Origin of the sequence: Rehaibacterium terrae (assembly GCF_014202935.1) — a bacterium.
Taxonomy (GTDB): Bacteria; Pseudomonadota; Gammaproteobacteria; order Xanthomonadales; family Xanthomonadaceae; genus Rehaibacterium; species Rehaibacterium terrae.
In genome coordinates this window covers 45,467-71,896 of record NZ_JACHHX010000011.1, presented here as the reverse complement: position 1 = coordinate 71,896, position 26,430 = coordinate 45,467, and the positions used below count along the sequence as shown (strand labels likewise).

At 70.9% G+C, this 26,430-nt stretch carries 25 protein-coding genes; 16 read left to right on the top strand and 9 right to left on the bottom strand.

From position 1 onward, the window contains the following. Positions 1–45 precede the first annotated feature (45 nt). Positions 46–2,538, bottom strand: coding sequence for an ABC transporter permease (locus HNQ58_RS08805; RefSeq protein ID WP_183948542.1), 2,493 nt, complete (start codon positions 2,536–2,538; stop codon positions 46–48). Then, positions 2,535–3,224 (bottom strand): ABC transporter ATP-binding protein, encoded by a 690-nt coding sequence (locus tag HNQ58_RS08800; RefSeq protein WP_246417255.1) that lies wholly within the window; start codon positions 3,222–3,224, stop codon positions 2,535–2,537. The genes HNQ58_RS08805 and HNQ58_RS08800 overlap by 4 nt, the downstream gene beginning before the upstream one ends. Between HNQ58_RS08800 and HNQ58_RS08795 the strand changes: the two genes are divergently transcribed. From HNQ58_RS08795 to HNQ58_RS08770, 6 genes are all read left to right on the top strand, one after another. Continuing rightward, positions 3,199–3,816: an arylesterase gene (locus HNQ58_RS08795; protein WP_183948540.1), complete on the top strand. Its 618-nt coding sequence runs from the start codon at positions 3,199–3,201 to the stop codon at positions 3,814–3,816. The genes HNQ58_RS08800 and HNQ58_RS08795 overlap by 26 nt on opposite strands. Before the next feature lie 99 nt (positions 3,817–3,915). Continuing rightward, a complete protein-coding gene (locus tag HNQ58_RS08790; protein ID WP_183948539.1) occupies positions 3,916–4,632 on the top strand; it encodes a response regulator transcription factor in 717 nt (238 codons plus the stop codon). Positions 4,633–4,678: 46 nt separating this feature from the next. Next, complete coding sequence (locus HNQ58_RS08785) at positions 4,679–5,986, top strand: sensor histidine kinase (protein WP_183948538.1); 1,308 nt, start codon at positions 4,679–4,681, stop codon at positions 5,984–5,986. A gap of 145 nt (positions 5,987–6,131) precedes the next feature. Then, on the top strand, positions 6,132–7,655 hold the full coding sequence (locus HNQ58_RS08780; protein WP_183948537.1) for an efflux RND transporter periplasmic adaptor subunit: 1,524 nt from the start codon (positions 6,132–6,134) through the stop codon (positions 7,653–7,655). Beyond that, the gene (locus HNQ58_RS08775; RefSeq protein ID WP_183948536.1) at positions 7,652–8,359 is read left to right on the top strand and encodes an ABC transporter ATP-binding protein; all 708 of its coding nucleotides are present in this window, start codon (positions 7,652–7,654) and stop codon (positions 8,357–8,359) included. Before HNQ58_RS08780 ends, HNQ58_RS08775 begins: the two co-directional genes overlap by 4 nt. Continuing rightward, a complete protein-coding gene (locus HNQ58_RS08770; RefSeq protein WP_183948535.1) occupies positions 8,356–9,639 on the top strand; it encodes an ABC transporter permease in 1,284 nt (427 codons plus the stop codon). The genes HNQ58_RS08775 and HNQ58_RS08770 overlap by 4 nt, the downstream gene beginning before the upstream one ends. Before the next feature lie 19 nt (positions 9,640–9,658). On the opposite strand, the gene HNQ58_RS08765 is transcribed toward HNQ58_RS08770, so the two are convergent. Together HNQ58_RS08765 and HNQ58_RS08760 are read right to left on the bottom strand one after the other, a co-directional pair. Continuing rightward, positions 9,659–10,072 carry a type II toxin-antitoxin system VapC family toxin gene (locus HNQ58_RS08765; protein ID WP_183948534.1) on the bottom strand — a complete coding sequence of 138 codons (414 nt, stop codon included), beginning with the start codon at positions 10,070–10,072 and terminating at the stop codon, positions 9,659–9,661. Continuing rightward, a complete protein-coding gene (locus tag HNQ58_RS08760) occupies positions 10,069–10,320 on the bottom strand; it encodes a type II toxin-antitoxin system Phd/YefM family antitoxin (RefSeq protein ID WP_183948533.1) in 252 nt (83 codons plus the stop codon). The genes HNQ58_RS08765 and HNQ58_RS08760 overlap by 4 nt, the downstream gene beginning before the upstream one ends. A gap of 143 nt (positions 10,321–10,463) precedes the next feature. Here HNQ58_RS08760 and HNQ58_RS08755 point away from each other — a divergent pair, with 143 nt between their 5' ends. Together HNQ58_RS08755 and HNQ58_RS08750 are read left to right on the top strand one after the other, a co-directional pair. Then, positions 10,464–10,970 carry a disulfide bond formation protein B gene (locus HNQ58_RS08755; RefSeq protein ID WP_183948532.1) on the top strand — a complete coding sequence of 169 codons (507 nt, stop codon included), beginning with the start codon at positions 10,464–10,466 and terminating at the stop codon, positions 10,968–10,970. Between the two features lie 82 nt (positions 10,971–11,052). Beyond that, complete coding sequence (locus tag HNQ58_RS08750) at positions 11,053–12,447, top strand: class II 3-deoxy-7-phosphoheptulonate synthase (RefSeq protein WP_183948531.1); 1,395 nt, start codon at positions 11,053–11,055, stop codon at positions 12,445–12,447. A 30-nt stretch (positions 12,448–12,477) separates the two neighbouring features. On the opposite strand, the gene HNQ58_RS08745 is transcribed toward HNQ58_RS08750, so the two are convergent. From HNQ58_RS08745 to typA, 4 genes are all read right to left on the bottom strand, one after another. After that, positions 12,478–14,055 carry an amidase gene (locus HNQ58_RS08745; RefSeq protein WP_183948530.1) on the bottom strand — a complete coding sequence of 526 codons (1,578 nt, stop codon included), beginning with the start codon at positions 14,053–14,055 and terminating at the stop codon, positions 12,478–12,480. 10 nt (positions 14,056–14,065) lie between these two features. Then, complete coding sequence (locus HNQ58_RS08740) at positions 14,066–14,443, bottom strand: VOC family protein (RefSeq protein ID WP_183948529.1); 378 nt, start codon at positions 14,441–14,443, stop codon at positions 14,066–14,068. 73 nt (positions 14,444–14,516) lie between these two features. Then, entirely contained in the window at positions 14,517–15,335 is an 819-nt protein-coding gene (locus tag HNQ58_RS08735; RefSeq protein ID WP_183948528.1) for a hypothetical protein, read from the bottom strand. 5 nt (positions 15,336–15,340) lie between these two features. Then, on the bottom strand, positions 15,341–17,185 hold the full coding sequence (typA, locus tag HNQ58_RS08730; RefSeq protein ID WP_183948527.1) for a translational GTPase TypA: 1,845 nt from the start codon (positions 17,183–17,185) through the stop codon (positions 15,341–15,343). A 188-nt stretch (positions 17,186–17,373) separates the two neighbouring features. On the opposite strand from typA, the gene HNQ58_RS08725 reads away from it, so the two are divergent. Further along, positions 17,374–17,874 carry a peptidylprolyl isomerase gene (locus tag HNQ58_RS08725; protein ID WP_183948526.1) on the top strand — a complete coding sequence of 167 codons (501 nt, stop codon included), beginning with the start codon at positions 17,374–17,376 and terminating at the stop codon, positions 17,872–17,874. Between the two features lie 259 nt (positions 17,875–18,133). Continuing rightward, positions 18,134–20,752: a cation-translocating P-type ATPase gene (locus HNQ58_RS08720; RefSeq protein WP_183948525.1), complete on the top strand. Its 2,619-nt coding sequence runs from the start codon at positions 18,134–18,136 to the stop codon at positions 20,750–20,752. Between the two features lie 15 nt (positions 20,753–20,767). Here the strand turns inward: HNQ58_RS08720 and HNQ58_RS08715 are convergent, their stop codons facing one another. After that, entirely contained in the window at positions 20,768–21,325 is a 558-nt protein-coding gene (locus tag HNQ58_RS08715; RefSeq protein WP_183948524.1) for an NnrU family protein, read from the bottom strand. Between the two features lie 120 nt (positions 21,326–21,445). Between HNQ58_RS08715 and HNQ58_RS08710 the strand changes: the two genes are divergently transcribed. The 6 genes from HNQ58_RS08710 to HNQ58_RS08685 all read left to right on the top strand — a co-directional run bounded on the left by HNQ58_RS08710 (position 21,446) and on the right by HNQ58_RS08685 (position 26,367). After that, complete coding sequence (locus HNQ58_RS08710; protein ID WP_183948523.1) at positions 21,446–22,645, top strand: pyridoxal phosphate-dependent aminotransferase; 1,200 nt, start codon at positions 21,446–21,448, stop codon at positions 22,643–22,645. A gap of 9 nt (positions 22,646–22,654) precedes the next feature. Further along, positions 22,655–22,876, top strand: coding sequence for a type II toxin-antitoxin system HicB family antitoxin (locus HNQ58_RS08705; RefSeq protein ID WP_183948522.1), 222 nt, complete (start codon positions 22,655–22,657; stop codon positions 22,874–22,876). Next, positions 22,869–23,099, top strand: coding sequence for a type II toxin-antitoxin system HicA family toxin (locus HNQ58_RS13670; RefSeq protein ID WP_183948521.1), 231 nt, complete (start codon positions 22,869–22,871; stop codon positions 23,097–23,099). Before HNQ58_RS08705 ends, HNQ58_RS13670 begins: the two co-directional genes overlap by 8 nt. A gap of 19 nt (positions 23,100–23,118) precedes the next feature. Beyond that, positions 23,119–24,105 (top strand): malate dehydrogenase, encoded by a 987-nt coding sequence (locus HNQ58_RS08695; RefSeq protein WP_183948520.1) that lies wholly within the window; start codon positions 23,119–23,121, stop codon positions 24,103–24,105. A gap of 127 nt (positions 24,106–24,232) precedes the next feature. Further along, positions 24,233–25,120 carry a methylisocitrate lyase gene (gene prpB / locus HNQ58_RS08690; RefSeq protein ID WP_183948519.1) on the top strand — a complete coding sequence of 296 codons (888 nt, stop codon included), beginning with the start codon at positions 24,233–24,235 and terminating at the stop codon, positions 25,118–25,120. A gap of 17 nt (positions 25,121–25,137) precedes the next feature. After that, a complete protein-coding gene (locus tag HNQ58_RS08685) occupies positions 25,138–26,367 on the top strand; it encodes a nucleoside recognition domain-containing protein (RefSeq protein ID WP_183948518.1) in 1,230 nt (409 codons plus the stop codon). The last annotated feature ends 63 nt before the right edge of the window (positions 26,368–26,430 follow it).

Sequence of the window (26,430 nt, the reverse complement as noted above, 5' to 3'; positions counted from 1 at the left end):
CGGCAGGGTGGGTGATGAATGTCTTCCCCAGCCCGGTCCCGTCACTCAGGTCGCCTCGCGCAGTGCCCGCGCTGGCGGCGTGCGGACGATGCGGCGGGTGCCCCACCAGCCGGCGAGCATGGCGATGGCGATGCCGCCGAAGCCGCCGGCCAGCAGGCGATCCCACGGCAGCGCCGGGGCGAGCTGGAACAGCTCGCGCGCCACCAGCCAGCCGGTCGCCGCCGCGCCGCCCACCGCCAGCAGCGCGGCCATGCCGCCGAGCACGGCGAATTCGACCAGCACCGCGCCACGCAACTGCGCGCGGCGGGCGCCGAGCGTGCGCAAGACGGCGCTTTCGTGGCGGCGCTCGCCGCCGGTGGCCTGCAGTGCGGCCAGCAGCACCAGCACGCCGGCGGCGAGGCTGAAGGCCAGCACCAGCTGCACCGCCTCGACCACGCGGCCGATCACCTCGCGCACCCGCGACAGGATGGCGTCGATGTCCAGCAGCGACAGGTTGGGATGGGCGCGGGTCAGCGCCGCCAGTTCGCGGTCGCGGCCGGGCGGCAGGTGGAAGCTGGAGATCAGGTTGTAGGCGGGCGCGTCCTCGCCCAGCGCGCCGGGGTTGAGCAGCAGGAAGAAGTTCACCCGGAAACTGTCCCAGTCGGCCTTGCGCAGGTTGCTGATGGTCGCGGTGAAATCGCGCTCGCCCAGACGCAGGGTGAGCGTGTCGCCCACTTTCAGGCCGAAGCGCCGCGCCCAGCCGGTTTCCACCGACACCTCCGCCGCGCGGCTGCCAGGCCGCCAGTACTCGCCCGCGACCAGCGTGTTGGCGGGCGGGAAATCCTCGCGCCAGCTGAAGTTGATCGGGCGGTCCAGCCAGTTGGCGGCGCTGGCGTCGGGGAAGCTCAGCTCCGCCGGCGGGCGGCCGTTGATCGCGACCAGCCGGCCGGTGGCGAACGGTTCCAGCCGTGGCGCGTCCACACCGAGGTCGCGCAGCGCGGCGAGCACATCCTGCGCCTGTGCCGGCTGCACGTTGAGCAGGAAGTAGTTGGGCGTGTCGGCCGGCAACTGGTCGCGCCACTGCTGCAGCAGCGCCGGGCCGACGGCGGCGAGCAGCAGCAGCGCGCACAGCGACAGCGACAGGCCCACCAGCTGCACCACGCTCAGGCTGCGGCGGCGGGCGAGCGCGGCCAGCCCCAGCCGCCACGGCCCGCGCAGGTGGCGCTGCAGGCGCTTGAGCACGACCAGCATCGCCCAGCCGAGCAGGCCGGCCGCGGCGGCGAGCGCGGCCAGCCCGCCGAGCACGTACTGCGCCAGCCGCGGGTCGCGGGTGGCGAACACCACCAGTGCGACCGCCGCGGCCAGTGCGGCCAGATACACCAGCACCGGCAGCGCCGGCCGTGCGCCGAGACTGCGATTGAGCACCCGCACCGGCGGCACGCCGCGCAGCCGCAGCAGCGGCGGCAGGCCGAAGCCCAGCAGCAGCACACCGCCGATGGCGATGCCGGCCAGCGCCGGCGTGGCCTGCGGCAGCGGCAGGCGGTCCGGCAGCAGCGTGCCCAGCGCCTCGACCAGCCCGGCCTGCGCGATCAGGCCGAGCGCGAGGCCGAGCAGCGAGGCCGGCACCGCGAGCAGCAGCAGTTGCAGCGCCAGCGCGCCGAGCACGCGGTTCTGCGGCGCACCCAGGCAGCGCAGGATGGCGACCGCGTCGATCTGCCGCAGCGCGAAGCGGTTGGCGGCCAGCGCGGTGGCGACGCCGGCCAGCAGCACGGCGAGCAGGGCGGCGAGCGCGAGGAAGCGTTGCGCGCGCTCGAAGCTGCCGCGCAACTGCTGCTCGGCATCGGCGATGGAGATCAGCCGGTGGCCGTCGAGCCGCGGGCGCAGCCAGTCGCGGAAGGCGTCGATCTGCGCGGGACTGCCGGCGAACATCAGCCGGTGCTGGGCGCGGCTGCCCGGGCCGAGCAGGCCGGCCGCCTCGACATCGGCGAGATTGACCAGCAGCCGCGGCGCGAGCTGGAACAGCTCGCCGCTGCTGTCCGGCTCGGCATGCAGGCGGCGGGTGATGCGCAGCTCGCCGTGGCCGAATTCCAGCGTGTCGCCGGGGCGCAGGCCCAGCGCATCGAGCAGGCGGGCGTCGGCGTAGGCTTCGCCCGGTTGCGGCGCGGGCGTGGCCTCGGGATCCAGGCCGGCGAGGTCGGCGGTGGTTTCCAGCGTGCCGCGCAGCGGGTAGCCGGCATCGACGGCCTTGATGTCGGCGAGCTGGCTGCGCTCGCCGGCGAACAGCACGCTCGGGAAGCTCACGATGCGTGCCGTCTTCAGGCCGCGGCGACTGGCTTCCCCGGCCCAGTCTTCCGGCAGAGGCTGGCGTGCAGCGACGCCGAAGTCGCCGCCGATGATCTCGGCCGCGCTCTGCGTGAGCGCCAGCGTGACGCGGTTGACCAGGGTGCCGACCGCGGTCATCACCGCCACGCCGAGCACCAGCGCGGCGGCGACGGTGAGCAGGTCGCCGCCGCGCAGTTCGCGGCGCAGCGAGCGCCAGGCGAAGGGCAGCATCCTCATGCCGCGGCCTCTTCGCGCAGCCGGCCGCCGTCGAGGCGGTAGACGTGGTCGCAGCGGCGGGCAAGGGCGAGGTCGTGGGTGACCAGCACCAGGGTGGTGCCGTGCTCGCGGTTGAGCTGGAACAGCAGGTCGGAGATCTGCCGGCCGGTACTCTGGTCGAGGTTGCCGGTGGGCTCGTCGGCGAACAGGATGCGCGGCCGGGTGACGAAGGCGCGCGCCAGCGCCACGCGCTGCTGCTCGCCGCCGGAGAGCTGGCGCGGGTAGTGGCGGCGGCGGGCGGTGAGGCCGACCAGCGCCAGCACCTCGTCCACGCGCGCGGCGTCGACGCCGCCGTTGAGCTCCAGCGGCAGGGCGACGTTCTCCTCGGCGGTCAGCGCCGGCAGCAGGTGAAAGCTCTGGAACACGAAGCCGACCTGCTCGGCGCGCAGCGTCGCGCGGGCTTCCTCGTCGAGCCGGTCGAGCCGCGCGCCGGCCAGCGTGATTTCGCCGCGGGTGGGCAGGTCCAGGCCGGCGAGCAGGCCGAGCAGCGTGGTCTTGCCCGAGCCGGAGGCGCCGACGATGGCCACGCTTTCGCCCGCGTTCACGGACAGCTCGACCGCGTCCAGTATCTTGAGCTCGCCCTCGGGCCCGACCACCGACTTGCCGACCTGCCTGGCGCGTATGACCGCATTGCCTTCCGTCTTCATCCGTTCGCTGTTCCTGTTCGTGTGCCTGGTGGGCGCGGCGCTGGCGCGTCCGGTGCTGGTGCTGGGCGACAGCCTCAGCGCCGCCCACAACATGCCGGCCGAGGCCGGCTGGGTGGCCCTGCTGCAGGATCGCCTCAGGCAGGAGATGGCGGCAGCGCCGGAAGTCATCAATGCCAGCATCAGCGGCGAGACTACCGCGGGCGGGCTGAGCCGGTTGCCGGCGCTGCTGGAGACACACCGTCCCGGCGTGGTGGTGATCGCGCTCGGCGGCAACGACGGCCTGCGCGGGCTGCCGCCGGCGCAGGTGCGCGCCAACCTCGAGCGGATGATCGTGCTCAGCCGTGAAGCCGGGGCGAAGGTGCTGCTGCTGGGCATCGACATCCCGCCCAACTACGGTTCGGCCTATCGCGACCGCCTGCGCGCGGTTTTCGACGAGCTGGCCGCCGAACACGGCGTGCCGTTGCTGCCGTTCCTGCTCGACGGTGTCGCGCTGGACCCGGCGCTGATGCAGGCCGATGGCATCCATCCCACCGCCGAGGCGCAGCCGCGGCTGCTGGAGAACGTCTGGCCGCTGCTGCGGCCGCTGCTCTGACGCCGCCCCGGCATCACCGCGGCGGCTTCACGCCGTGCTCACCGTCGCCCGCGTCTACTCTTCACAAAGCTGAAGACCCCTTCGGCATGGAGATTGGCCATGCGCTCACGCGAAGAACCCGCCGGTCTGGTCCTGCTGGTCGAAGACAACCGCAACATCGCCGAGATGGTCAGCGAGTATCTGGAGGGCCGCGGCTTCGGCGTGGACTACGCCGCCGACGGCCTGGACGGCTACCGGCTGGCGGTGGACAACAGCTACGACGCCATCATCCTCGACCTGATGCTGCCGCGGCTGGACGGCATCGAAGTCTGCCGACGGCTGCGCCACGACGCCAAGAAGTCCACGCCGGTGCTGATGCTCACCGCCCGCGACACGCTGGATGACAAGGTCACCGGGCTGGACGCCGGTGCCGACGACTACCTGGTCAAGCCCTTCGCCATCCAGGAGCTGGAGGCCCGCCTGCGCGCGCTGATCCGCCGCGAGCGCCGCCAGGTCAGCGCCGAGGTGCTGAAGGTGGCCGACCTGGTGCTGGACACCGCCAGCCTGCGGGTGACCCGCGCCGGTCGGGAAATCACCCTGTCGCCGATCGGGCTGCGCCTGCTGTCGATCCTGATGCGCGAGTCGCCGCGGGTGGTGAGCCGGCGCGACATCGAGCGCGAGATCTGGGGCGACGCGCTGCCCGATTCGGACACCCTGCGCAGCCACCTGTACAACCTGCGCAAGGCCATCGACAAGCCGTTCGGCAAGGAGCTGCTGCACACCGTGCAGAGCGCGGGCTACCGCATCGCCGATCTCGACGCGCCGCCCAGCACGTGAGCCGTCGCCCCGCCGTCCCCGCCGCCGGTCGCGCGCCAGGCCCGTCATGACCATCGAACGCAGCGGTCTGCGCCGCAAGATCTGGGTCGCCTTCATCCTGCAGGTGGCGGCGATCAGCTTCGCCACCATCCTCGGCGTCTACGGTGCCTCGGCGGTGCTCAAGCACGTGCTGATCAACCGTGCCCTGCAGGAGGAGGCGGCGCACTTCTGGAGCCGCTACGCGGCCGATCCCGGCGTGGGTCTGCCCGACACCTACAACATGAAGGGCCATCTGGTGCCACCGGGCGGGGACGACGGCCACCTTCCCGCCGACCTGCGCCCGCTGCCACCCGGCTACCACAGCCTGCCGCGTTCGCAGGGCGGGGCGCTGGTGCATGTCGAGGACGGGCCGGGCGGGCGGCTGTACCTGGTGTTCAAGCAGACCCAGGTCGATGCGCTGGCGTTCTGGTTCGGTGTGGTGCCGCTGGTGCTGGTGCTGCTGGTGATCTACGTGATCGCCTGGGCCACTTACCGCATGTCCCGGCGCGCGGTGTCGCCGATCATCTGGCTGTCGAACATCGTCAGGCATTGGGATCCGAAGCGGCCGGACACCACGTCGCTGGACCCGGCCGCGCTGCCCGTCGACGTGGAAGGCGAGACGCTGCTGCTGGCTTCCTCCCTGCACGACTTCGCCACCCGGCTGGAGAGCTTCGTCGAACGCGAGCGCAACTTCACCCGCGACGCCAGCCATGAGCTGCGCACACCGATCACCGTGATCCGGATGGCCAGTGATCTGCTGCAGACGGTCGAGGGACTGCCCGCGAGCGCGCAGCGCTCGGTGGGCCGGATCCAGGCTGCCGTGCGCGACATGGAGGCGCTGGTCGAGGCCTTCCTGATCCTCGCCCGCGAGGGCGATGTCGGTCTCCCGGACGAGGATTTCGTGGTCAATGACGTGGTCCGCGACGAGGTCGACAAGGTGCGTCCGCTGATCGGCCACAAGCCGGTCGCGCTGCGCATCGAGGAGTCGGCCGCGTTTGCCCTGCGCGCGCCGGCGCGGGTGTTCGCCGTGCTGTTCGGCAACCTGCTGCGCAACGCCTGCAAATACACCGATCAGGGCGAGGTCGTCGTGCGGGTGCTCGAGCGCAGCGTGGAGATCGAGGACACTGGCATCGGCATGAGCGAGGAGGAGCTGCGCCGTGCCTTCGAGCCGTTCTACCGCGGCGGCGACGGCCAGCGCGGCGGCCATGGCATCGGGCTGTCCATCGTCCGCCGGCTGTCGGAGCGTTTCGGCTGGCCGGTGACGCTGGAGAGCGTGCCCGGCCGCGGCACCCGCGCGTGCATCCGCTTCCCCACAGCCAGGCCGTTGCGCGAGTGATGCCCGCGTGCCGCCGCCTGCCGGCCACCGGCAGCCATCGGCTGCGACGGATTTTCCGTTCGTGCATCGTTGACACGAGTCCGGCCGTCCAGCCGGCGACCGCCGAACGGAATCCCGCCCCCCACGCCACGGAGACACGCCACGCATGACCAGCCCCGCCCACCGTCCCCAGTCCTCGTTCTTCCGCCGTCGCTGGCCGATGCTCGCGCTCGCCGCCGTCGCCGTGGCCGCCGCCGGCTGGTACTGGTCGGGGCGCGACGCCAATCCGCCGCGGGCCTGGCGCACCGCCGAGGTCGAGCGTGGCACGGTGCGGGTGTCGATCTCGGCCACCGGCAGCCTGCGCGCGCTGTCGACGGTCGACATCGGCTCGCAGGTGTCCGGGCAGATCCTCAGCGTGCATGCCGATTTCAATGACCGCGTCGAGCGCGGCCAGGTGATCGCCCGCATCGACCCGGCCACCTTCCAGGCGCGGCTGACCCAGGTCCGCGCCGACCTCGCCAGTGCCCGCGCCTCGCTGGAGGAGGCGCGCGCCAGCCTGCGCAACGCCGAGGCCGATTACCGCCGCAAGCGGGAACTGGCCGAGCGCCAGCTGATCGCCCGCAGCGAGGCCGATCTCGCGCTCACCGTCCGCGACCAGGCGCGCGCCCGGGTCGGCTCGGCCGAGGCGGCGGTGGCGCAGCGGCAGGCGGCGGTGGCCAATGCCGAGCTCGACCTGTCGCATACCGAAATCCGCTCGCCGGTCGACGGCGTGGTGCTGTTGCGCGCGGTCGAGCCGGGGCAGACCGTGGCCGCCAGCTTCCAGACCCCGGTGCTGTTCCAGATCGCCGAGGATCTGGCCAAGATGCAGATCGAGCTGTCGATCGACGAGTCCGATGTCGGCCAGATCCGCGCCGGGCAAGGCGTGCGTTTCACCGTGGATGCCTTTCCCGGGCGCGACTTCCACGGCAGCGTGCAGCAGGTGCGGCTGGCCGCCAGCAACACCCAGAACGTGATCACCTACCCGGTGGTGGTGCTGGTCGACAACCCCGATGGCAGCCTGCTGCCGGGGATGACAGCGAATGCCGAGATCGAAGTGAACCGCCGCGAGAATGTGCTGCGTGTGCCCAATGCCGCGCTGCGCTTCCGCCCGGCCGACGCGCCGGCCGAGACGCCGCCCGCCCGCGGCGGCCGGATGGGCTTCAACCTCGGCGAGGATCTGCCGCGCATCGTCGACGGTCTGGGTTTGAGCCCGGCGCAGCGCGAGGCCTTCGAGCGTGATCATGCGGCCCAGCGCGAGCGCATGGCGCAGGCGCAGGGCCAGCGCCCGCCCGGCGGTCCGGGCGGTCCGGGCATGGCCGGCGGAGGCGGCGGCATGATGGTGATGGGCGGCAACGCCGGAGGCGCCGCGCCGTCGCCCGAGATGATCCGGCAGATGGTGCTCAAGCGCGTGCTCGACAGCTATGGCGATTTCCGCGCCAGCCTCGACGACGGCCAGCGTCGCCGCTTCGAACAGGCCGTGGCTGAGCTGCTCACGGCGCGCCGGGTGACCCTCTGGAAGGAGGAGAACGGCCGCGCCGTCGCCGTCGAAGCGCGGGCCGGCCTGTCCGACGCCACCCACACCGAGATCGTCGGCGGCGCGCTGGCCGAGGGCGAGCGCGTCATCGTCGGCCAGGAGCGCAGCGCGCGATGAGTGTGAGTGGCCGCAATCCCGTCATCGCCATCGACGGCCTGCGCAAGGTCTACGCCGAGGGCACGCCCGCCGAGGTGGTCGCGCTGCGCGGCGTGTCGCTGCGGGTCGAGCACGGCGAGTTCGTCGCCATCATGGGGCCGTCCGGCTCGGGCAAGTCCACCCTGATGAACCTGATCGGCTGCCTCGACACGCCCAGCGGCGGTTCCTACTTCTGCGACGGCGTCGATGTCGCCACGCTCGACGCCGAGCAGCGCGCGCGGCTGCGGCTGGAAAAGATCGGCTTCGTCTTCCAGGGCTTCCACCTGCTCGCACGGATGAGCGCGCTGGACAACGTGATGATGCCGCTGATCTACGCCGGCGTGCCGCGCGCCGAACGCCGCCCGCGCGCCGAACGCGCGCTGGCCGAGGTCGGCCTGGCCGAGCGTGCCCGGCACAAGCCGAGCGAGCTGTCCGGCGGCCAGCAGCAGCGTGTCGCCATCGCCCGCGCGCTGATCAACGCCGCGCCGATCATCCTCGCCGACGAGCCCACCGGCGCGCTCGACACCCGGACCAGCGAAGAGATCATGGCCCTGTTCAAGCGTCTGCAGGCGGCCGGTCACACCATCGTGGTCATCACCCACGAGCCGCCCATCGCCGCTTACGCCGACCGCGTGTTCCACATGCGCGACGGCGAGCTGCACGAAGCGACCCGGGAGGCCGCATGAGCGCAGATGGTGGTCACACCCGCTCCGCGCCTGGCATCGCCAGCGCGACCCTGCTCGACATCCTCGGCATGGCCGCCTTCGCCCTGCGCGGCAACTGGCTGCGCAGCGTCCTGACCGCGCTGGGCGTGATCATCGGCATCGCCGCGGTCATCGTGATGGTGTCGGTGGGGCAGGGCACCCAGGCCGAGCTCGACCGCACCATCTCGCGGCTGGGCTCCAACCGGATCGAGATCTTCCCCGGCTCCGGCCGACAGGGCGCGGTGCGCATCGGCGCCGGCAGCATCATGTCGCTGACCGAGGGCGATGCCGACGCCATCCGCGCCGACATCCCCGAGGTGCAGTACGTCGCCGCCAGCCTGCGCGGCGGCACCCAGGTGGTGAATGCCGAGCAGAACTGGTCCACACAGTGGGTCGGCGTGCAGCCGGACTGGTTTCCGATCAACGGCTGGGAAGTCGCGCTGGGTGAACACTTCGACGAACGCGACTACGGCGCCGCCGCCAAGCGCGTGCTGCTCGGGCAGACCGTACGCGAGCGGCTGTTCGGCGATGCCGATCCCACCGGCGCCACGATCCGCGTCGGCCGCGTGCCGTTCACCGTCGCCGGCGTGCTGTCGCCACGCGGGCAGAGCGGCTGGGGTGGCGACCAGGACGATGTCATCGTCGTGCCGCTGGAAACCGCGCGCCGCCGGCTGATGAGCAACCTCAACATCGGCCCCGGGCGAGTGATGCAGATCTCGGTCAGCACCGCCCGCGCCGAGGATCTGCCGCACGTCGAGCGCGAGCTCGTCGAACTGCTGCGCCAGCGCCACCGCATCCCGCCCGGCGGCGAGGACGACTTCGTCGTGCGCAACCTCACCGAGATCGTCAGCGCCCGCACCCAGACCACCCGGCTGATGTCGCTGCTGCTCGGCGCGGTCGCCTCCATTTCGCTGATCGTCGGCGGCATCGGCATCATGAACATCATGCTGGTCTCGGTGACCGAGCGGACCCGCGAGATCGGCCTGCGCATGGCGGTCGGCGCCGGCCCGCGCCAGGTGCAGGCGCAGTTCCTGGCCGAGGCGATGATGCTCTCGCTCGGCGGCGGCGTGATCGGCATCGCCATCGGCATCGCCGGCGCCCTGCTGACCAGCCGCTTCGGCGCGCTTCCGGTCGAGCTGAACCTCAACGTGATCGCCCTGGCGACCGGCTTCTCGGTCGCCACCGGCCTGTTCTTCGGCTACTACCCGGCGCGCAAGGCCGCCCGGCTCGACCCGATCGAGGCGTTGCGGCATCAGGGGTGAGGGCAGTTGAGGCGCTCGGCTACGCCTGCCAAGGGTCGAGCAGTTGAAGCCCGGCGTGCGCGAAATCGCGCAGGTTGCGCGTCACCAGCGTCAGCCCGTGCGTGATCGCGGTGGCGGCGAGCAGGCTGTCGATGGCGGGCATGGGGCGGCTCGCGCTCGCCAGCAGACGGCCCCAGCGATCCGCCACGGCCGCGTCCACCGGCAGGATGCGGCCGGCGAAGAATCCCGGCAGGTCCACTTCCAGCCAATCGAGCAGGGTGCGCTTGCGGGGACTCTCGGGCAGCGCCTCGATGCCCTTGCGCAGCTCGCCCAGGGTGAGCACGCTCAGGTGCAGCGTCGTGGCCGGGCGTTCGGCCAGCCAGCGGCTCACGTTGACATCGGGCTCGCGCCGGCGCAGCTCCGAGAGCACATTGGTGTCGATCAGATAGCTCAAAGCGGCACCTCGCGCGTGGGGCTGCGATCGCGGTCGAGGTCGATGTCCTCGGCACCATGCAGCGGCGAGCGGCGCATGAATTCGACCAGCGACTGGCCGGTGCCGGTGAGCCGTTCGTATTCGCTGCGCGAGAGCACTACCGCGACCGGCCGGCCGTGCCAGGTGATCTCCTGGGGGCCGTCCTGCTCGGCTTCGCGCACGAGTTCGGAGAAGTGGGCTTTCGCTTCCTGGATCTGCCACGCGCGCATCGGGATATTCCGCGATATGACTAGAATGGTCAGATGGTAATTCGTGCCGGGTCCGTTTGCCAGTCGCGCCTGAACGTTCCGGCTCGCCAGCGGTCGGAGGATGCGCTACCGTCCCCGCCTTGTTCGCCAGAGTTCGCTGTCCGATGAGCTTCAATCCCTTTGCCTGGCCGTTCCGTGCGCAGTACCTGCTGGGCGCGCTGCTGTGCGCGGCACTGCTGGGTTATGCGCTGTACGCGCAGCATGTGATGTTCCTCGACCCGTGCCCGCTGTGCATCTTCCAGCGGGTGGCGTTCATGGTGCTGGGGGCGGTGTTCCTGCTCGGTGCGATCCATGGGCCGAAGTCCGCCGGCGGGCGGCGTGCCTACGGCGTGCTGGCGGCGCTGGCGGCGGCGGGCGGCATGACGGTCGCCGGGCGGCATGTGTGGCTGCAGTCGCTGCCCGCCGACGAGGTGCCGGCCTGCGGGCCGGGGCTGGAATACATGCTGGAGGCCTTCCCGCTGCGCGAGGTGCTGGTCAGGGTGTTCAGCGGTTCGGGCGAGTGCGCCGAGGTGGACTGGACCTTCCTCGGCCTGTCGATGCCGGCCTGGACGCTGATCTGGTTCATGGCGCTGGGCACGGCCGCGCTGTGGGCGGGTTTCCGCCGGCGCTGAGCCTGCGTGCCGCCGGGCTTGCGGCGTCGGTGCGCTGTGGCATGATGCCTTGATGCAGCGCAACAAACCCCGGACTTTCCTCATGCCTCCCGTCGATCGCGGCCCGCAACCGGTCAACCTGCCCACCGACTGGGCGCCCGATTCGTGGCGCACCAGGCCGGCGGCACAGATGCCGAGCTGGCCCGACGCCGGCGCGCTGGCCGAGGCCCTGGCCGAGCTGCGCCGGTTGCCGCCGCTGGTCACCTCGTGGGAGATCCTGGCGCTGAAGCGCCAGTTGGCCGAGGCGCAGGAGGGGCGGCGCTTCCTGCTGCAGGGCGGCGATTGCGCCGAGAGCTTCGCCGACTGCGAATCCGGGCTGATCTCCAACCGCCTGAAGGTGTTGTTGCAGATGAGCCTGGTGCTGGTGCACGGGCTGCGTCTGCCGGTGGTGCGGGTGGGGCGCTTCGCCGGGCAGTACGCCAAGCCGCGCTCGGCCGACAGCGAGACCCGCGACGGCGTCACCCTGCCGAGCTACCGCGGCGACTTCATCAACGCCCCCGAGTTCAGCGAGGCCGCACGGATCCCCGATCCGCGCCGGATGATCAAGGGCCACGCCCGCTCGGCGATGACGATGAATTTCGTCCGCGCGCTGATCGACGGCGGCTTCGCCGACCTGCACCACCCCGAGTACTGGGATCTGGGCTGGGTCACGCACTCGCCGCTGGCCGAGGAATACCAGCGCATGGTCGCCGCCATCGGCGACGCGGTGCGCTTCATGGAGACGCTGTCGGGCGAGGAGGTGCACAACCTCAACCGAGTCGATTTCTACACCTCGCACGAGGCACTTTTGCTGCCCTACGAGGAGGCGCTGACCCGGCAGGTGCCGCGTCAGTGGGGCTGGTTCAACCTGTCCACGCATTTTCCCTGGATCGGCATGCGCACGGCGGCGGTGGACGGTGCGCACGTGGAGTACCTGCGCGGCGTGCGCAACCCGGTGGCGGTGAAGATCGGCCCGGCGGTGACGCCCGACGTGCTGCTGCGCCTGATCGACGCCCTCAACCCGGACGACGAGCCAGGCCGGCTGACGCTGATCCACCGCATGGGGGCAGCGCAGATCGCCGAGCGGCTGCCGCCGCTGCTGGACGCGGTGCGGCGCGAGGGGCGGCGCGTGCTTTGGGTCTGCGACCCGATGCACGGCAATACCGAATCCGCCAGCAACGGCTACAAGACGCGCCGCTTCGGCAACATCCGCAGCGAGCTGGAGCAGGCCTTCGACCTGCACGCCGCGGCCGGCACGCGGCTGGGTGGTGTGCATCTGGAGCTGACCGGCGAGAACGTCACCGAATGCACCGGCGGCGCCCGCGAACTGACCGATGCCGATCTCGAGCGCGCCTACCGCTCCAGCGTCGACCCACGGCTGAACTACGAGCAGTCACTGGAGATCGCCATGCTGATCGTGCGCAAGCGCGCGCAGCTGCTGGCCCCGGCGGCCGGCTGACCGGCCGGGCGGTCAGGGTGGTCAGGGCGGTCAGGGCGCCAGGGTGGGGAGCAGGCGCGGCGGTCGGCGCGCCCGGGTGGCCTGCTCGAAGGCGTGGGCCAGCGCGATCAGCCGGGGTTCGCTGAAGGCGCGGCCGATGAACACCACGCCGACCGGCAGGCCGTGCACCTCGCCGGCCGGCACGGTGATGCTCGGGTAGCCGGCCACCGCGGCGGCGGAATAGCCGGCACCGAGGAAGTGGTCGCCGTTGACCGGGTCGATCGGCCAGGCCGGGCCGACGGCCGTGGTCAGCAGTGCGTCCAGTCGATGCGCGTCCATGGCCGCGTCGATGCCCTCGCGGCCGGCGAGGCGGCGGGCGCTGTCGCGCGCTTCGAGGTAGGCGGCCTCGGTCAGCGGGCCTTTCTTCGCCGCCATCTCGAACAGCTCCTGGCCGAACCAGCGCAGCTCGTGCTCGGCATGCGCCGTGTTGAATGCCATCAGCGCCTCCAGGGTGCGCAGCGGTGCGCCGCTGTCGGCGAGGTAGTCCTCCAGCGCGGGGCGGAACTCGTACAGCAGCACCTCGAACGCGTGCTTGCCGAACCGGCCATGGCTGGGCAGGTCGGCCGGGTCGACGATCTCGGCGCCGGCCACGCGCAGGGCGGCGATGCTGGCTTCCATCACGCGATCGACTTCACTGTGGAAGCCCATCGCCTTGCGCATCACGCCGATGCGCGCGCCGCGCAGTGCGTCGGCGTCGAGGAACGCGGTGTAGTCGGGTACGAGGTGCGCTTCGGCGGCTTCGGTCGCCGGGTCGCGCGGGTCGGCGCCGGCCAGCGCGCCGAGCAGGGCGGCGGCATCGGCGACGCGCTGCGCCATCGGGCCTGCGGTGTCCTGCGAAGGCGAAATCGGGATGATGCCGTGGCGGCTGACCAGGCCGACCGTGGGCTTGATGCCGACCACGCCGTTGACCGCCGCCGGGCAGATGATCGAACCATTGGTTTCGGTGCCGACCGCCAGCGGCGCCAGGCCGGCGGCCACGGCCACGCCCGAGCCGGCGCTGGAGCCGCAGGGGTTGCGGTCCAGGACGTAGGGATTGCGGGTCTGTCCGCCGCGCCCGCTCCAGCCGCTGACCGAGCGGGTGGAGCGGAAGTTGGCCCATTCGCTGAGGTTGGTCTTGCCCAGGATCACCGCGCCGGCCTCGCGCAGCCGCGCGACCAGGTGCGCGTCCCGCGCCGGGCGGTGTTCGGCCAGTGCCAGCGAGCCGGCCGAGTTGGCCATGCCGGTCGCGTCGATGTTGTCCTTGAGCAGCACCGGGATGCCGTGCAGCGGACCGCGCACGCGGCCCGCGGTGCGCTCGGCGTCGAGGCGTTCGGCCTCGGCGAGGGCGTCGGGGTTGATCTCGATCACCGCGTTCAGGCGCGGGCCGTCGTCGTCGAGCGCGGCGATGCGCTCGAGGTAGAGCGTGGTCAGTTGCCGGGCGCTCAGCCGGCCGTCGCGCATGGCGGCCTGTAGCTCGGCCACGCTCGCATCGTCGAGCGCGAAGGGCGACCCGGCGGCGGGTGGCGGCACGGCCTCGTGCGCACAGGCGGCGAGCAGCAGGGGCAGCAGGCAGGGTGCGAGTCGGTGCATCGGCAGGTCCTCAGGCGGCGGGGCGTTCTTCCATCAGCGCCAGCATGTTGCCTTCGGTGTCGCGGAAGAAGGCCAGCCACAGTGCGTGGTGCGCGTCACGGTGGACCAGTGCGGGTTCGCGCAGGATCTGCGCGCCGCCGGCGCGCAGCGTGGCGAGCTGTGCGGCGATGTCGTCGCTGCGGAAGTACAGGATCGAGCCGGGAGGGGCGAGGTCGGGCGAGCTGGGCAGGGACAGCATCAGCCGGGTCGGACCGCACTGGAAAAAGCTCATGCCGCCGGCTTCGAACAGCAGCGGCAGGCCGAGGACATCGCGGTAGAAGGCGGTGGCGCGGGCGACGTCCCGGCAGGCGACAGCGATCTGGGCGATCTCGCGCGGTGCGGTGGGCATGGCGGCGGCTCCGGGGCGGCGGTGCCGCCGATGCTAGCGCGTGGCGGCCGTGGCCGCCGGGTCGCGGCCGCCGTCAACTGCGCAGGCGCAGGTAGAGCTGCCAGCCGGCGTAGTCCAGGTCGAGCTCGCCGCGCAGCGTGTCGCCGCGCCGGCCTTCGGCTTCGAGCCGGGTCCAGGTGTAGCGCAGGCCGATGCCGAGTCGATGCGCGGGGAAGTATTCGGCGGCGGCGCTGGCTTCGAGGATCGTGCCATGGATGCCGGCGTGGCGCAGGCGCATGGCGCCGGCGTCGAGCCGGTAGCGCCAGCGCTCGCCCGGCGCGGCCTTGAAGGCGAGGCCGAGGCTCGGCGCATAGAGATGGCGCGCATAGTCGGCGCGCAGCGGCTCGGGCGGGCCGCCGTCGTTGCGCGCCTCGCCGTCCAGGTCGATGCCGGCGCGCAGGCGGGTCAGCCCCAGCACCAGGCCGCTGGCGCGCGTCGCCTGGCGCCAGCGCCACCAGGTGTAGTCCAGATCGAGCACGTCCAGCCCGAAGCGGCCGCGCACGTCGGCGTCGACCGGAAAAACGACGCCGGAGAAGACCAGCTCCTCGGTCAGCGTGGTGTCGTGGCGGCGGCGGTCGCGGAAACCGCGCAGGCGCAGCTCGTGGTCCTGGGTGGGCGCAAGCGTGAGTTCGGCCATGCGCAACCGCTCGTGCCGGTCGAAGCCGAAGCTGTCGTCGAAATCGAAGGGCGTGCCGCGGACGTCGGTGTTGCCGTCGATCCGGCCGTCGAGCCCGAGCCGGTTGCCGTAGCCGCCGAAGGCCAGGCTCCAGCGCTCGTGCAGCAAGCCGTCCGCGGCCGGCGTGGCGGCCGGCAGCAGCGTCGCAAGCAGGAGCGCCGGCAGGCGGAAGCGCATGGCTCTCACGCTGCGCGCGAGGCCCGCTTGCGGTCCACCTCGTGGCGCAGCTTCTTGCGCAGGCGGATCGCGACCGGGGTCACTTCGACCAGCTCGTCGTCGTCGATGAACTCCAGCGCCTGCTCCAGGCTCATGCGCAGCGGCGGGGTGAGCGCCAGCGCGTCGTCCTTGCCGGCGGCACGGAAGTTGGTGAGCTGTTTGGCGCGCAGGGCGTTGACGGTGAGGTCGTTGTCCTTGGCGTGGATGCCGACGATCTGACCCTCGTAGACCTCCTCGCCCGGCTCGATCATCAGCCGGCCGCGCTCCTGCATGGCGAACTGGGCGTAGGCGGTGGAGGTGCCGGTGTCGTTCGAAATCAGCACGCCGTTGGGGCGCTTGCCGATCACGCCCTCGGCCTTGGGGCCGTAGTGGTCGAAGACATGGAACAGCAGGCCGGTGCCGGCGGTGAGGGTGCGGAACTCGGTCTGGAAACCGATCAGGCCGCGCGCGGGAATGATGAACTCCAGCCGCACCCGGCCCTTGCCGTCCGGCTCCATGTTCTGCAGCAGCGCCTTGCGCTCGCCGAGCCGCTGCATCACGCCGCCCTGGTACTGCTCGTCCAGGTCCACCACCAGCGACTCGAACGGCTCCATGAGCTGGCCGTCGATCTCCTTGACGATCACTTCCGGGCGCGACACCGCCAGCTCGTAGCCCTCGCGGCGCATCGTCTCGATCAGGATCGACAGGTGCAGCTCGCCGCGGCCGCTGACCTTGAACTTGTCGGCATCCTCGGTGTCCTCCACGCGCAGCGCGACATTGTGCTGTGTTTCGCGGATCAGGCGGTCACGCAGCTGGCGCGAGGTCAGGAACCTGCCGCCACTGCGTTCCTTGTGGCCGGCGAACGGCGAGTCGTTGACCTGGAAGGTCATGCTGATGGTCGGCTCGTCCACGGTCAGTACCGGGAGCTGCTCGACCGCGGACGGATCGCAGACGGTCTCGGAGATGCCCAGGCCCTCGATGCCGGAGATGGCGACGATGTCGCCGGCCTGCGCCTCCTTCACCTCGTGCCGCTCCAGGCCGTGGAAGCCGAGCACCTGCAGCACCTTGCCGTTGCGGGTCCTGCCGTCGCGGTCGATCACGGTGACCGGCATGTTGGTGCGGACGCGGCCGCGCTGGATGCGGCCGACGCCGATGATGCCGACGTAGTTGTTGTAGTCCAGCGAGGTGATGCGCATCTGGAACGGACCGTCCGGATCCACCGACGGTGGCGGCACGTGCCGGACGATCGCCTCGAACAGCGGGGTCATGTCGCCCGAGCGCACGTCCTCGGTCAGGCCGGCATAGCCGTTCAGGCCCGAGGCGTACACCACCGGGAAGTCGAGCTGCTCGTCGGTTGCGCCGAGGCGGTCGAACAGGTCGAAGGTCTGGTTGAGCACCCAGTCCGGTCGCGCGCCGGGGCGATCCACCTTGTTGATCACCACGATCGGCTTGAAGCCCATCGCGAAGGCCTTCTGGGTGACGAAGCGGGTCTGCGGCATCGGTCCGTCCATGGCGTCGACCAGGATCAGCACCGAGTCCACCATCGACAGCACGCGCTCGACCTCGCCGCCGAAATCGGCATGGCCGGGAGTGTCGACGATGTTGATGCGCCAGGTCTCGCCCTGCGGGTCGGTCCAGCGGATCGCGGTGTTCTTGGAGAGGATGGTGATGCCGCGCTCCTTTTCCAGGTCGTTGCTGTCCATCACCCGCTCGGCGACCTTGTCGCGTTCGCCGAAGGTGCCCGACTGCTTGAGCAGCTGGTCGACGAGCGTGGTCTTGCCGTGGTCGACGTGGGCGACGATGGCGATGTTGCGGAGCTTTTCGATGGACATGCGGGCGGGCGCCGGAGGCCGGGCGCCAAGGCTGCTGGGAAGGTAGCCGATCATTATAGCCGTCCCGGGTGGGTGCCTGCCTGTCGCCCCGGAACCTGTGGCACCCTATGCGGTTTCCAGGCCCGCCCGCCCGCCGCGCCGCGGCGGCCATTTCCGCAACCCCGCAACCTTCGTCCCGGACCCTGCCCATGACCGACCTGATCGCCACCTTCACCACCGCGCGCGGCGCCATCCGTGTCCGGCTGCATGCCGACCAGGCCCCGCTGACCGTGGCCAACTTCGCCAACCTGGCGCGCCGCGGCTTCTACGACGGCTTGACGTTCCATCGCGTGATCGCCGACTTCATGATCCAGGGCGGCTGCCCCGAGGGCAGCGGTCGCGGCGGTCCGGGCTACCGCTTCGAGGACGAGTTCCACCCCGAGCTGCGCCACGTCCGCGGCGTGCTGTCGATGGCCAATGCCGGCCCCGGCACCAACGGCAGCCAGTTCTTCATCACCCACGTCGACTGCCCGTGGCTGGACGGCCGCCACACCGTGTTCGGCACCGTGCTGGAAGGCCAGGACGTGGTCGATGCGATCCGGGGCGGCGACGTGATCGAGAAGGTCGAGATCGCGGGCGATACCGGTGCGCTGTTCGCCCGCTTTGCCGACCGGCTGGAAGGCTGGAACCGCATCCTCGACGCGGCCTGACCGGCCGGGGGCGGCAAATCGCCCCGTTCGGGAAGGTCTGAACACGTCCATCCTGGACTTGTCAGCCCACGCCGCATCCGGCGCGTGTCCGGACGCGGCTGCGACGAATCAGGCACTGGCGTGCTTGATTCGCGGGCCGGCCATTGCTGGCCGGCGGAACCTCTGAATTGATCAGCGGTTCCTTTGATCCAGGTCGGGGTGGCGCGCACGACCGCGGCTAGACTGCGGGCAGGTTCTTCGGCTTCCGCACCTGCCCGCCATGCCCGAGTCGTCAGCATCACGCGCTTCCCCGCCCGTCTGGCACGCGTTGCCGGTCGACGAGTGCCTGTCGGTCCTGTGTACCCATCGTGGCGGTCTGACCGCGGACGATGCCGAGCGTCGCCTGGCCGACCTCGGCCCCAATGCCCTGCCGTCGCCGCCGCGTCGTCCGGCCTGGCGGCGTCTGCTGGCCCAGTTCCACAACGTGCTGATCCACCTGCTGCTGGTGGCGGGCGTGGCGGCGGCGGCGCTCGGCCATCCGGTGGACGCGGCGGTGATTTTCGGCGTGGTGGTGGTCAATGCGCTGATCGGTTTCGTGCAGGAGGGCAAGGCCCAGCACGCCATGGAGGCCATCGGCCGGATGCTGGCGCCCAAGGCGCGGGTGCTGCGCGATGGCCATCGGCGCACGCTCGATGCCGAATGTCTGGTGCCAGGCGATGTGGTGCTGCTCAAGGCCGGCGACCGGGTGCCGGCGGATCTGCGGCTGATCGAGAGCCAAGGCCTGCGCATCGACGAGGCGGCGCTCACCGGCGAGTCGGTGCCGGTGGAGAAATGCACCGCGACGGTGGCGGAGGATACTGCGCTGGCCGAGCGGGTCGGCATGGCCTACGCCGGCACCATGGTGGCCGGCGGGCAGGGGGTGGGCGTCGTGGTAGCGACCGCGAACGCCACCGAACTCGGCCGCATCAGCGCCCTGCTCGGTCGCGTGCAGCCGCTGACCACGCCGCTGTTGCGCCAGATCGAGCACTTCGGACGCCGGTTGTCGGTAGTGATCGTCTCGCTGGCGGTGGCAATGGTGGTGCTGGGCTGGCTGCTGCACGACACCCCGCTGCTGGCCGGTTTCATGGCTGGGGTCGCCTTGGCGGTGGCAGCGATTCCGGAGGGCCTGCCGGCGATCATCACCATCACCCTGGCCATGGGCGTGCGGCGGATGGCGGCACGACAGGCGGTGATCCGCCGCCTGCCGGCAGTGGAGACCTTGGGCGCGGTCAGTGTCATCTGCACCGACAAGACCGGCACCCTGACCTGTAATGAGTTGGTCGCCGCCCGGATCGGACTCGCCGATGCTGCCTGGGCGGCGGAGCAGGCCGGGGCGCGGGCGCCGGCCCTGCTCGAAGCCGCCGTGCTGTGCAACGAAGCCGCTGCCGATGGCCACGACGGCGACCCGATCGAGCGGGCGCTGATCCGGCTGGCGCAGGCCGCTGGCGTGGATGTCGCCGCCCGGCGCGAAGCGCATCCGCGACTGGCGCTGCTGCCGTTCTCGTCGGACTACAAGTTCATGGCGACGCGGCATCCGGGCCGGATCTGCCTCAAGGGCGCGCCGGAAACCGTGCTGGCGCGCTGCGACCGCCAGCGCGTCGGCGATGACGAGCAGCCGCTCGATACCGACCACTGGCATGCACTGCTCGATGCGATGGCGCGCGATGGGCTGCGCGTGCTGGCATTGGCCGAAAAGCGCCTGGACGACGATGCGGCGTGCCTGGACCTGGCGATGGTCGAACGGGGGCTGTGCCTGCTCGGGCTGGTCGCCTTCATCGACCCGCCGCGGCCGGAGGTGCCGGACGCCATCGCCGCCTGCCGCAGCGCCGGCATCGCGGTGAAGATGATCACCGGCGACCATGCCGCCACCGCCGCCGCGATCGCGCGCGCGCTGGAGATCGCCGGCGACGATGGGGTGCTCACCGGGCCGGAGCTCGACCGTCTGGACGACCGGGCGCTGGCAGAGCGGGTGGAGGCGGTGAACGTCTATGCCCGCGCCACGCCCGAGCACAAGCTGCGGCTGGTGACCGCCCTGCAGGCGTGCGGCCGGGTCGTGGCGATGACCGGCGACGGCGCCAACGACGCGCCGGCGCTCAAGCGCGCCGACATCGGCGTGGCGATGGGCATCAAGGGTACCGAGGCGGCCCGTCAGGCCGCCGAGATGGTGCTGGCAGACGACAACTTCGCCACCATCGTCGCCGGCGTCGAGGAGGGGCGCGGCGTCTACGACAACATCCGCAAGGCGCTGATGTTCATCCTGCCGACCAATGCCGCACAGGCGCTGATCATCCTGCTGGCGGTGCTGGCGGGTCTGGCCGTGCTGCCGCTGACCCCGGTGCTGATCCTGTGGGTGAACCTGGTCACTTCCGTCACGCTGGCGCTGTCGCTGGCCTTCGAGCCGCTGGAAGCGGGCGTGATGAAACGTGCGCCGCGCTCGCCCACGCAGGGTCTGCTGGGCGGCTACATCGTCTGGCGCGTCGTGTTCGTCGGCGCGCTGCTCACCGCGATGAGTTTCGCCGGTTTCCTGTTGTGGGTGGACGGTGGCGGCGAACCGGCCCTGGCGCGCACGGTGGCGCTGAACATGCTCGTCGCCGGCTCGGTCGCGTATCTGTTCAACAGCCGCCGCTGGACCGCGCCCGGCTGGACGCCGGAAGCGCTGCTGGCCAACCCCTGGGCCTGGCTGTCGGTGGCGGTGCTGGCGCTGTTGCAGGCGGCGGTCACCTACTGGCCGCCGGCGCAGGCGGTGTTCGGCACGCAAGGGCTGGGCTGGCGCGAATGGGGCTGGATCGCCGCGCTGTCGGCGGCCCTGTTCATCGTGGTCGAGCTGGAGAAGGCCTGGCTGCGACGGTGGATGAACTGACCGGCGGGCGACCGGTCACGGCAGCACCGCCACGCCGATCAGCCAGGGGTGGGCCAGTGCGAAGCCGGCGTAAGCCGCCGCACCGGCCACCAGCACGAGTGCGTCCTTCCACAGCGGCTGCCGCTGCTCGGTCTTGCGTGCCCCGCGCAGGTTGGCCGAGGCCATCGCCAGCAGCGCGTAGCCGATGAAGCCGCCGAACAGCAGCAGCGAGGACAGGTCGCCGCGCACCAGCAGATGGCCGACGCCCCAGAGCACCACGCCCCACAACATCGGGTGGCGGGTGTAGCGCTTGAGGTTGCCCGGCAGGTAAGCCGCGGCGAGCAGCACGAAGGCGGCGAACAAGAGCGGGTAGACCAGCGGCCGGCCCCACGCCGGTGGCAGCCAGAGCGGTTCGTGGGGCGCCCTGGCATGGCCGAGCACGATCAATAGCAAACCCAGGGCCGACACCAGCGCGAACAGACCCCGGTAGGGCAGGGCGCCGAGCCGCTCGATCAGTCGCCGGCGCAGCGGCGGCAGCCAGGGCAGGGCGTGGATGGCGAAGAACAGGGCCAGTCCGAGGATCAGCAGGCTCATGCGCGCGCTCCGTGATGGTGGCCCGGACCAGCATAGCCAGACCGGCGGGCTCGGCGGAATCGGGGGCTGTGCTATCCTTCCCGGCCTCGTTTCCGGCCACTTCCCGTCGAGGAACCACCGATGCCGAAGCTCGCTGCGCGCGTGGGTCGCGCCAAGCCCAGCGCGATCATGCAGGTCGCCGACAAAGCCAAGCAGCTCAGGGCCGAGGGCCGCGACATCATCAGCTTCTCCATCGGCGTCCCCAACTTCCTGCCCGGTCCGCACGTCTACGACGCGGTGCGCAAGGCGCTCGACCACGACAGCGGCCAGTACGGCTCCAACCGCGGCGACACCGCCCTGCTCGACGCCTTCCTCAAGCACATGGAAGGCATCGGCATGACCGGCTACACGCGCGAGAACGTGGTCGTCACCATCGGCGCCAAGCACGGCCTGTACAACCTGTTCGAAGCCCTGGTGGACGAGGGCGACGAAGTGCTGATCCCGACCCCGTACTGGACCAGCTACCTCGACATCGCCGAGATCCTCGGCGCCCGCGTCACCCTGCTGCCGTGCCCGCCGGAGCAGAACTACAAGCTCACCCCGGCCCAGCTCGACGCGGCGCTCGGGAGCAGGCCGCGCCTGTTCATGTTCAACAACCCGTCCAACCCGACGGGCATGGTGTACACGCAGGACGAGATCGCCGCGCTGGCCGACGTGCTGGCGAACCATCCGGACACCTGGGTCATCACCGACGACATCTACAACCGGATGGTGTTCGACGGCCTGAGCTACCACAACTTCGTGCAGTTCCGCCCGGAACTGCGCGACCGGGTGATCTTCACCGACTCGATCTCCAAGACCTACGGCATGCCCGGCTGGCGCGCCGGCTTCCTCGCCGGCCCGGCGGACGCGATCCGCGCGGTGGTCACGCTCAACTCCAACCACATCACCAACGTCCCCGAGATCGTCACCGCCGCCGCCATCGCCGCGCTGAGCGGTCCGCAGGACGTGCCGGCGGCCAAGTGCGCCGAGTTCCAGCAAAAGCGCGACCAGGTGATGGAGGTGCTGGCGCGCATCCCGGGTGTGGTCTGCCCGCGTCCGCAGGGTGCGTTCTACGTGTTCCCGGACATCTCCTGCGCTTTCGGCAAGTCGCACGACGGCCGCCGCATCGGCAACGACGTCGACTTCTGCAACGCCCTGCTCGAAGCCAAGGGCGTGGCCTGCGTCCCCGGCTCGGCCTTCGGCGAGCCGCGCTCGATCCGCATCAGCTATACCTGCCCGACGCCGCAGCTGCTGCCGGGCATGCGGCGCATCGAGGAATTCTTTGCCGAGCTTGTCTAGGAGACCGTCATGACCCGACAGCTGACTGCGATCATCGAGCGCGAGGGCGACGGGTACGTCTCGCTCTGCCCGGAGCTGGACATCGTCAGCCAAGGCGGGAGCATCGAGGAGGCGCGCACCAACCTCATCGAGGCGCTCGAGCTGTTTTTCGAAACGGCATCCGAGCAGGAAATCCGCGAGCGCATGCACGACGAGGTCTACATTACCCAGGTCGAGGTCGCCGTTGCCTAGACTCAGGCGGCTCTCGGGCCGAGAGATCTGCGAGATTCTCGCCGCGCACGGCTTCGTGCAGGTGAGACAGCGAGGCAGCCATGTCGTGATGCAGCGGCGTCAGGCAGATACCACGACGACGGTCCCGGTCCCCGACCACAAAGAACTACGCATCGGTACCCTGCTTTCCATCATCCGCCAGTCGGGTGTCGAGCGCAGTGTTTTCGAAGAACAGTCACCGTAACCACACGTTGGATAAAACCATGAAGACCCCCCTCCGTGTTGCTGTCACTGGCGCCGCCGGCCAGATCGGCTACTCCCTGCTGTTCCGCATCGCCTCCGGCGAGATGCTCGGCAAGGACCAGCCGGTCATCCTGCAGATGCTCGAGCTGCCGATGGAAAAGGCCCAGGCCGCGCTGCGCGGCGTGATGATGGAGCTGGAGGACTGCGCCTTCCCGCTGCTGGCCGGCATGGTCGGCACCGACGACCCGATGGTCGCGTTCAAGGATGCCGACGTGGCGCTGCTGGTCGGCGCGATGCCGCGCGGTCCGGGCATGGAGCGCAAGGATCTGCTGCTCAAGAACGCCGAGATCTTCACCGTGCAGGGCAAGGCGCTCAATGCCGTCGCCTCGCGCGACGTCAAGGTGCTGGTGGTCGGCAACCCGGCCAACACCAATGCCTACATCGCGATGAAGTCGGCGCCGGACCTGCCGAAGAAGAACTTCACCGCGATGCTGCGCCTGGACCACAACCGCGCGCTCAGCCAACTGGCCGCCAAGGCCGGCGTGGCCGTGGCCGACATCGAGAAGCTCGTCGTGTGGGGCAACCACAGCCCGACCATGTATCCGGACTACCGCTTCGCCACCGCCAAGGGCGAGAGCCTGAAGGCGAAGATCGGCGACGAAGCCTGGAACCGCGAGGTCTTCATTCCCACCGTCGGCAAGCGCGGTGCGGCGATCATCGAGGCGCGCGGCCTGTCCTCGGCCGCCTCGGCCGCCAACGCCGCCATCGACCACATCCGCGACTGGGTGCTGGGCACCGATGGCAAGTGGGTCACCATGGGCATCCCGTCCGACGGCAGCTACGGCATCCCGCAGGACGTGATGTTCGGCTACCCCGTGATCTGCAGGGACGGCGAGTACGAGATCGTGCAGGGCCTGGAGATCGACGAGTTCAGCCGCGAGCGCATCAACAAGACGCTGGCCGAGCTGGAGGAAGAGCGCGCCGGCGTCGCCCATCTGCTGGGCTGAGCCGCGACGCGATCGCTGCGACGACGGGCGGCCTCCGGCCGCCCGTCGTTTTTTCCGCGCTTGCGGCGACGGCACGGGGGCGGCACGCCGACTGGGCTAAAATGCCGCTTTTCCGCCGGGAGTACGCATGAGCCAGCCCAGCCCGGGCGCGAAGTTCCGCGCCGCCCTGGCCGCCGAGTCGCCGCTGCAGGTGATCGGCGCCATCAATGCCAACCACGCCCTGCTCGCCAGACGCGCCGGCTACCGCGCCATCTACCTGTCCGGCGGCGGCGTCGCCGCCGGCTCGCTGGGCATGCCCGACCTCGGCATCAATACGCTCGAGGACGTGCTGATCGACACCCGTCGCATCACCGATGTCTGCGACCTGCCGCTGCTGGTCGACATCGACACCGGCTTCGGGCCGAGCGCCTTCAACATCGAGCGCACCGTCAAGTCACTGATCAAGGCCGGCGCCGCCGCCTGTCATATCGAGGACCAGGTCGGCGCCAAGCGCTGCGGCCACCGCCCGGGCAAGGAGATCGTCTCCACCGAGGAGATGGTCGACCGGGTGAAGGCGGCGGCCGACGCGAAGACCGATCCCGACTTCTTCCTGATCGCCCGCACCGATGCCATCGCCGTGCACGGCGTGGACGCCGCCATCGAGCGCGCCGTGGCCTGCGTGGAGGCCGGCGCCGACGGCATCTTCGCCGAGGCCGCCTACGATTTGGACACCTACAAGCGCTTCGTCGACGCGGTGAAGGTGCCGGTGCTGGCCAACATCACCGAGTTCGGCAAGACGCCGCTGTTCACCCGCGAGGAGCTGGCCTCGGTCGGCGTCGCCATCCAGCTCTACCCGCTGTCGGCCTTCCGCGCCATGAACAAGGCCGCCGAGGCGGTGTACGAGGCGATTCGCCGCGACGGCCATCAGCGGGCCGTGCTCGACAGCATGCAGACCCGTGAGGAGCTGTACGAGCGGATCGGCTATCACGACTACGAGCAGCGGCTGGATGCCCTGTTCGCCCGCAGGCCCGGCTGAGCGGGCCGGCCCAGGCCGTGCTGAACGGGCTTTGGCTCGGCTTTTTCCTGGTGGCGGCCGTCGCCGGTCTGGCGCGCTGGCTGCTGGCCGGGGAAGGGGAGGTCTTCGCCGCCATGGTGGCGGCGCTGTTCGACATGGCCCGGCTCTCGGTCGAGGTGATGGTGCTGCTGTTCGGCACGCTCACCCTGTGGCTGGGGCTGCTGCGGATCGGTGAGCGTGCCGGTGTGATCGATTGGCTGGCGCGTGCCTTGGCGCCGCTGTTCGCCCGCCTGATGCCGGAGGTGCCGCGTGGGCACCCGGCACTGGGGCTGGTCACGCTCAACTTCGCCGCCAACGGCATCGGTCTGGACAACGCCGCCACACCGATCGGGCTGAAGGCGATGCGCGAGCTGCAGGCGCTGAACCCCGAGCCCGAGCGCGCCAGCAACGCCCAGATCCTGTTCCTGGTGCTCAACACCTCCTCGCTGACCCTGTTGCCGGTCAGCATCTTCATGTACCGGCTGCAGCAGGGCGCCAGCGACCCGACCCTGGTGTTCTTGCCCATCCTGCTGGCCACCACCGCCTCGACTCTGGCCGGACTGCTGGCGGTGGCCTGGGTGCAGCGGCTGCGCTTGGGCGACCCGGTGGTGCTGGCCTGGCTGGGGGGCGCGGCGCTGCTGCTGGGGGCATTGCTGTGGCTGCTGGCCGGAATGACCGCGGTCGCGCTGGCGACCCTGTCCAGCCTGGCCGGCAACCTGTTGCTGCTGGCCGCGGTGCTGGCCTTCCTGTTGGCCGGCGCCTGGCGCCGGGTGCCGGTGTACGAGGCCTTCGTCGAGGGGGCGCGCCAGGGTTTCGAGGTTGCCCGCGACCTGCTGCCCTATCTGGTCGCCATGCTCTGCGCCATCGGCGTCTTGCGCGCCTCCGGGGCCCTGGACTTCGCGCTCGAGGGGGTGCGCGCCGCGGTCGCCTGGCTGGGAACCGACACCCGTTTCGTGGATGCCTTGCCGACCGCCCTGGCCAAGCCCTTCTCCGGCAGCGCGGCACGGGCACTGCTGATCGAAACCATGCAGCACTTCGGGGTGGACAGCTTCCCGGCGTTGCTGGCTGCCACCGTGCAGGGCAGTACCGAGACCACGTTCTACGTGCTGGCGGTGTATTTCGGCGCGGTCGGCATACGCCGTGCCCGTCATGCCGTCGGCTGTGCACTGGTGGCCGACGTTGCCGGCATCCTTGCCGCCATCGCCGTCTGCTACCTCTTCTTCGGTTGATGCTCGCGGCCGGGCGGACCTGCCGCCGTGGGGCCCGGGGGGCGAGGGCGGCCGGCGTGGCGG

Coding starts and splice junctions, on each gene's coding strand:
- HNQ58_RS08770 (WP_183948535.1), top strand. CDS start 8,356: ATGAGCGCAGATGGTGGTCACACCCGCTCCGCGCCTGGCATCGCCAGC.
- HNQ58_RS08745 (WP_183948530.1), bottom strand. CDS start 14,055: ATGCACCGACTCGCACCCTGCCTGCTGCCCCTGCTGCTCGCCGCCTGT.
- HNQ58_RS08800 (WP_246417255.1), bottom strand. CDS start 3,224: ATGAAGACGGAAGGCAATGCGGTCATACGCGCCAGGCAGGTCGGCAAG.
- HNQ58_RS08695 (WP_183948520.1), top strand. CDS start 23,119: ATGAAGACCCCCCTCCGTGTTGCTGTCACTGGCGCCGCCGGCCAGATC.
- HNQ58_RS08790 (WP_183948539.1), top strand. CDS start 3,916: ATGCGCTCACGCGAAGAACCCGCCGGTCTGGTCCTGCTGGTCGAAGAC.
- HNQ58_RS08785 (WP_183948538.1), top strand. CDS start 4,679: ATGACCATCGAACGCAGCGGTCTGCGCCGCAAGATCTGGGTCGCCTTC.
- HNQ58_RS08775 (WP_183948536.1), top strand. CDS start 7,652: ATGAGTGTGAGTGGCCGCAATCCCGTCATCGCCATCGACGGCCTGCGC.
- HNQ58_RS08725 (WP_183948526.1), top strand. CDS start 17,374: ATGACCGACCTGATCGCCACCTTCACCACCGCGCGCGGCGCCATCCGT.
- prpB (WP_183948519.1), top strand. CDS start 24,233: ATGAGCCAGCCCAGCCCGGGCGCGAAGTTCCGCGCCGCCCTGGCCGCC.
- HNQ58_RS08740 (WP_183948529.1), bottom strand. CDS start 14,443: ATGCCCACCGCACCGCGCGAGATCGCCCAGATCGCTGTCGCCTGCCGG.
- HNQ58_RS08735 (WP_183948528.1), bottom strand. CDS start 15,335: ATGCGCTTCCGCCTGCCGGCGCTCCTGCTTGCGACGCTGCTGCCGGCC.
- HNQ58_RS08755 (WP_183948532.1), top strand. CDS start 10,464: ATGAGCTTCAATCCCTTTGCCTGGCCGTTCCGTGCGCAGTACCTGCTG.
- HNQ58_RS08780 (WP_183948537.1), top strand. CDS start 6,132: ATGACCAGCCCCGCCCACCGTCCCCAGTCCTCGTTCTTCCGCCGTCGC.
- HNQ58_RS08715 (WP_183948524.1), bottom strand. CDS start 21,325: ATGAGCCTGCTGATCCTCGGACTGGCCCTGTTCTTCGCCATCCACGCC.
- HNQ58_RS08720 (WP_183948525.1), top strand. CDS start 18,134: ATGCCCGAGTCGTCAGCATCACGCGCTTCCCCGCCCGTCTGGCACGCG.
- HNQ58_RS08710 (WP_183948523.1), top strand. CDS start 21,446: ATGCCGAAGCTCGCTGCGCGCGTGGGTCGCGCCAAGCCCAGCGCGATC.
- HNQ58_RS08795 (WP_183948540.1), top strand. CDS start 3,199: ATGACCGCATTGCCTTCCGTCTTCATCCGTTCGCTGTTCCTGTTCGTG.
- HNQ58_RS08805 (WP_183948542.1), bottom strand. CDS start 2,538: ATGAGGATGCTGCCCTTCGCCTGGCGCTCGCTGCGCCGCGAACTGCGC.
- HNQ58_RS08750 (WP_183948531.1), top strand. CDS start 11,053: ATGCCTCCCGTCGATCGCGGCCCGCAACCGGTCAACCTGCCCACCGAC.
- typA (WP_183948527.1), bottom strand. CDS start 17,185: ATGTCCATCGAAAAGCTCCGCAACATCGCCATCGTCGCCCACGTCGAC.
- HNQ58_RS08760 (WP_183948533.1), bottom strand. CDS start 10,320: ATGCGCGCGTGGCAGATCCAGGAAGCGAAAGCCCACTTCTCCGAACTC.
- HNQ58_RS08705 (WP_183948522.1), top strand. CDS start 22,655: ATGACCCGACAGCTGACTGCGATCATCGAGCGCGAGGGCGACGGGTAC.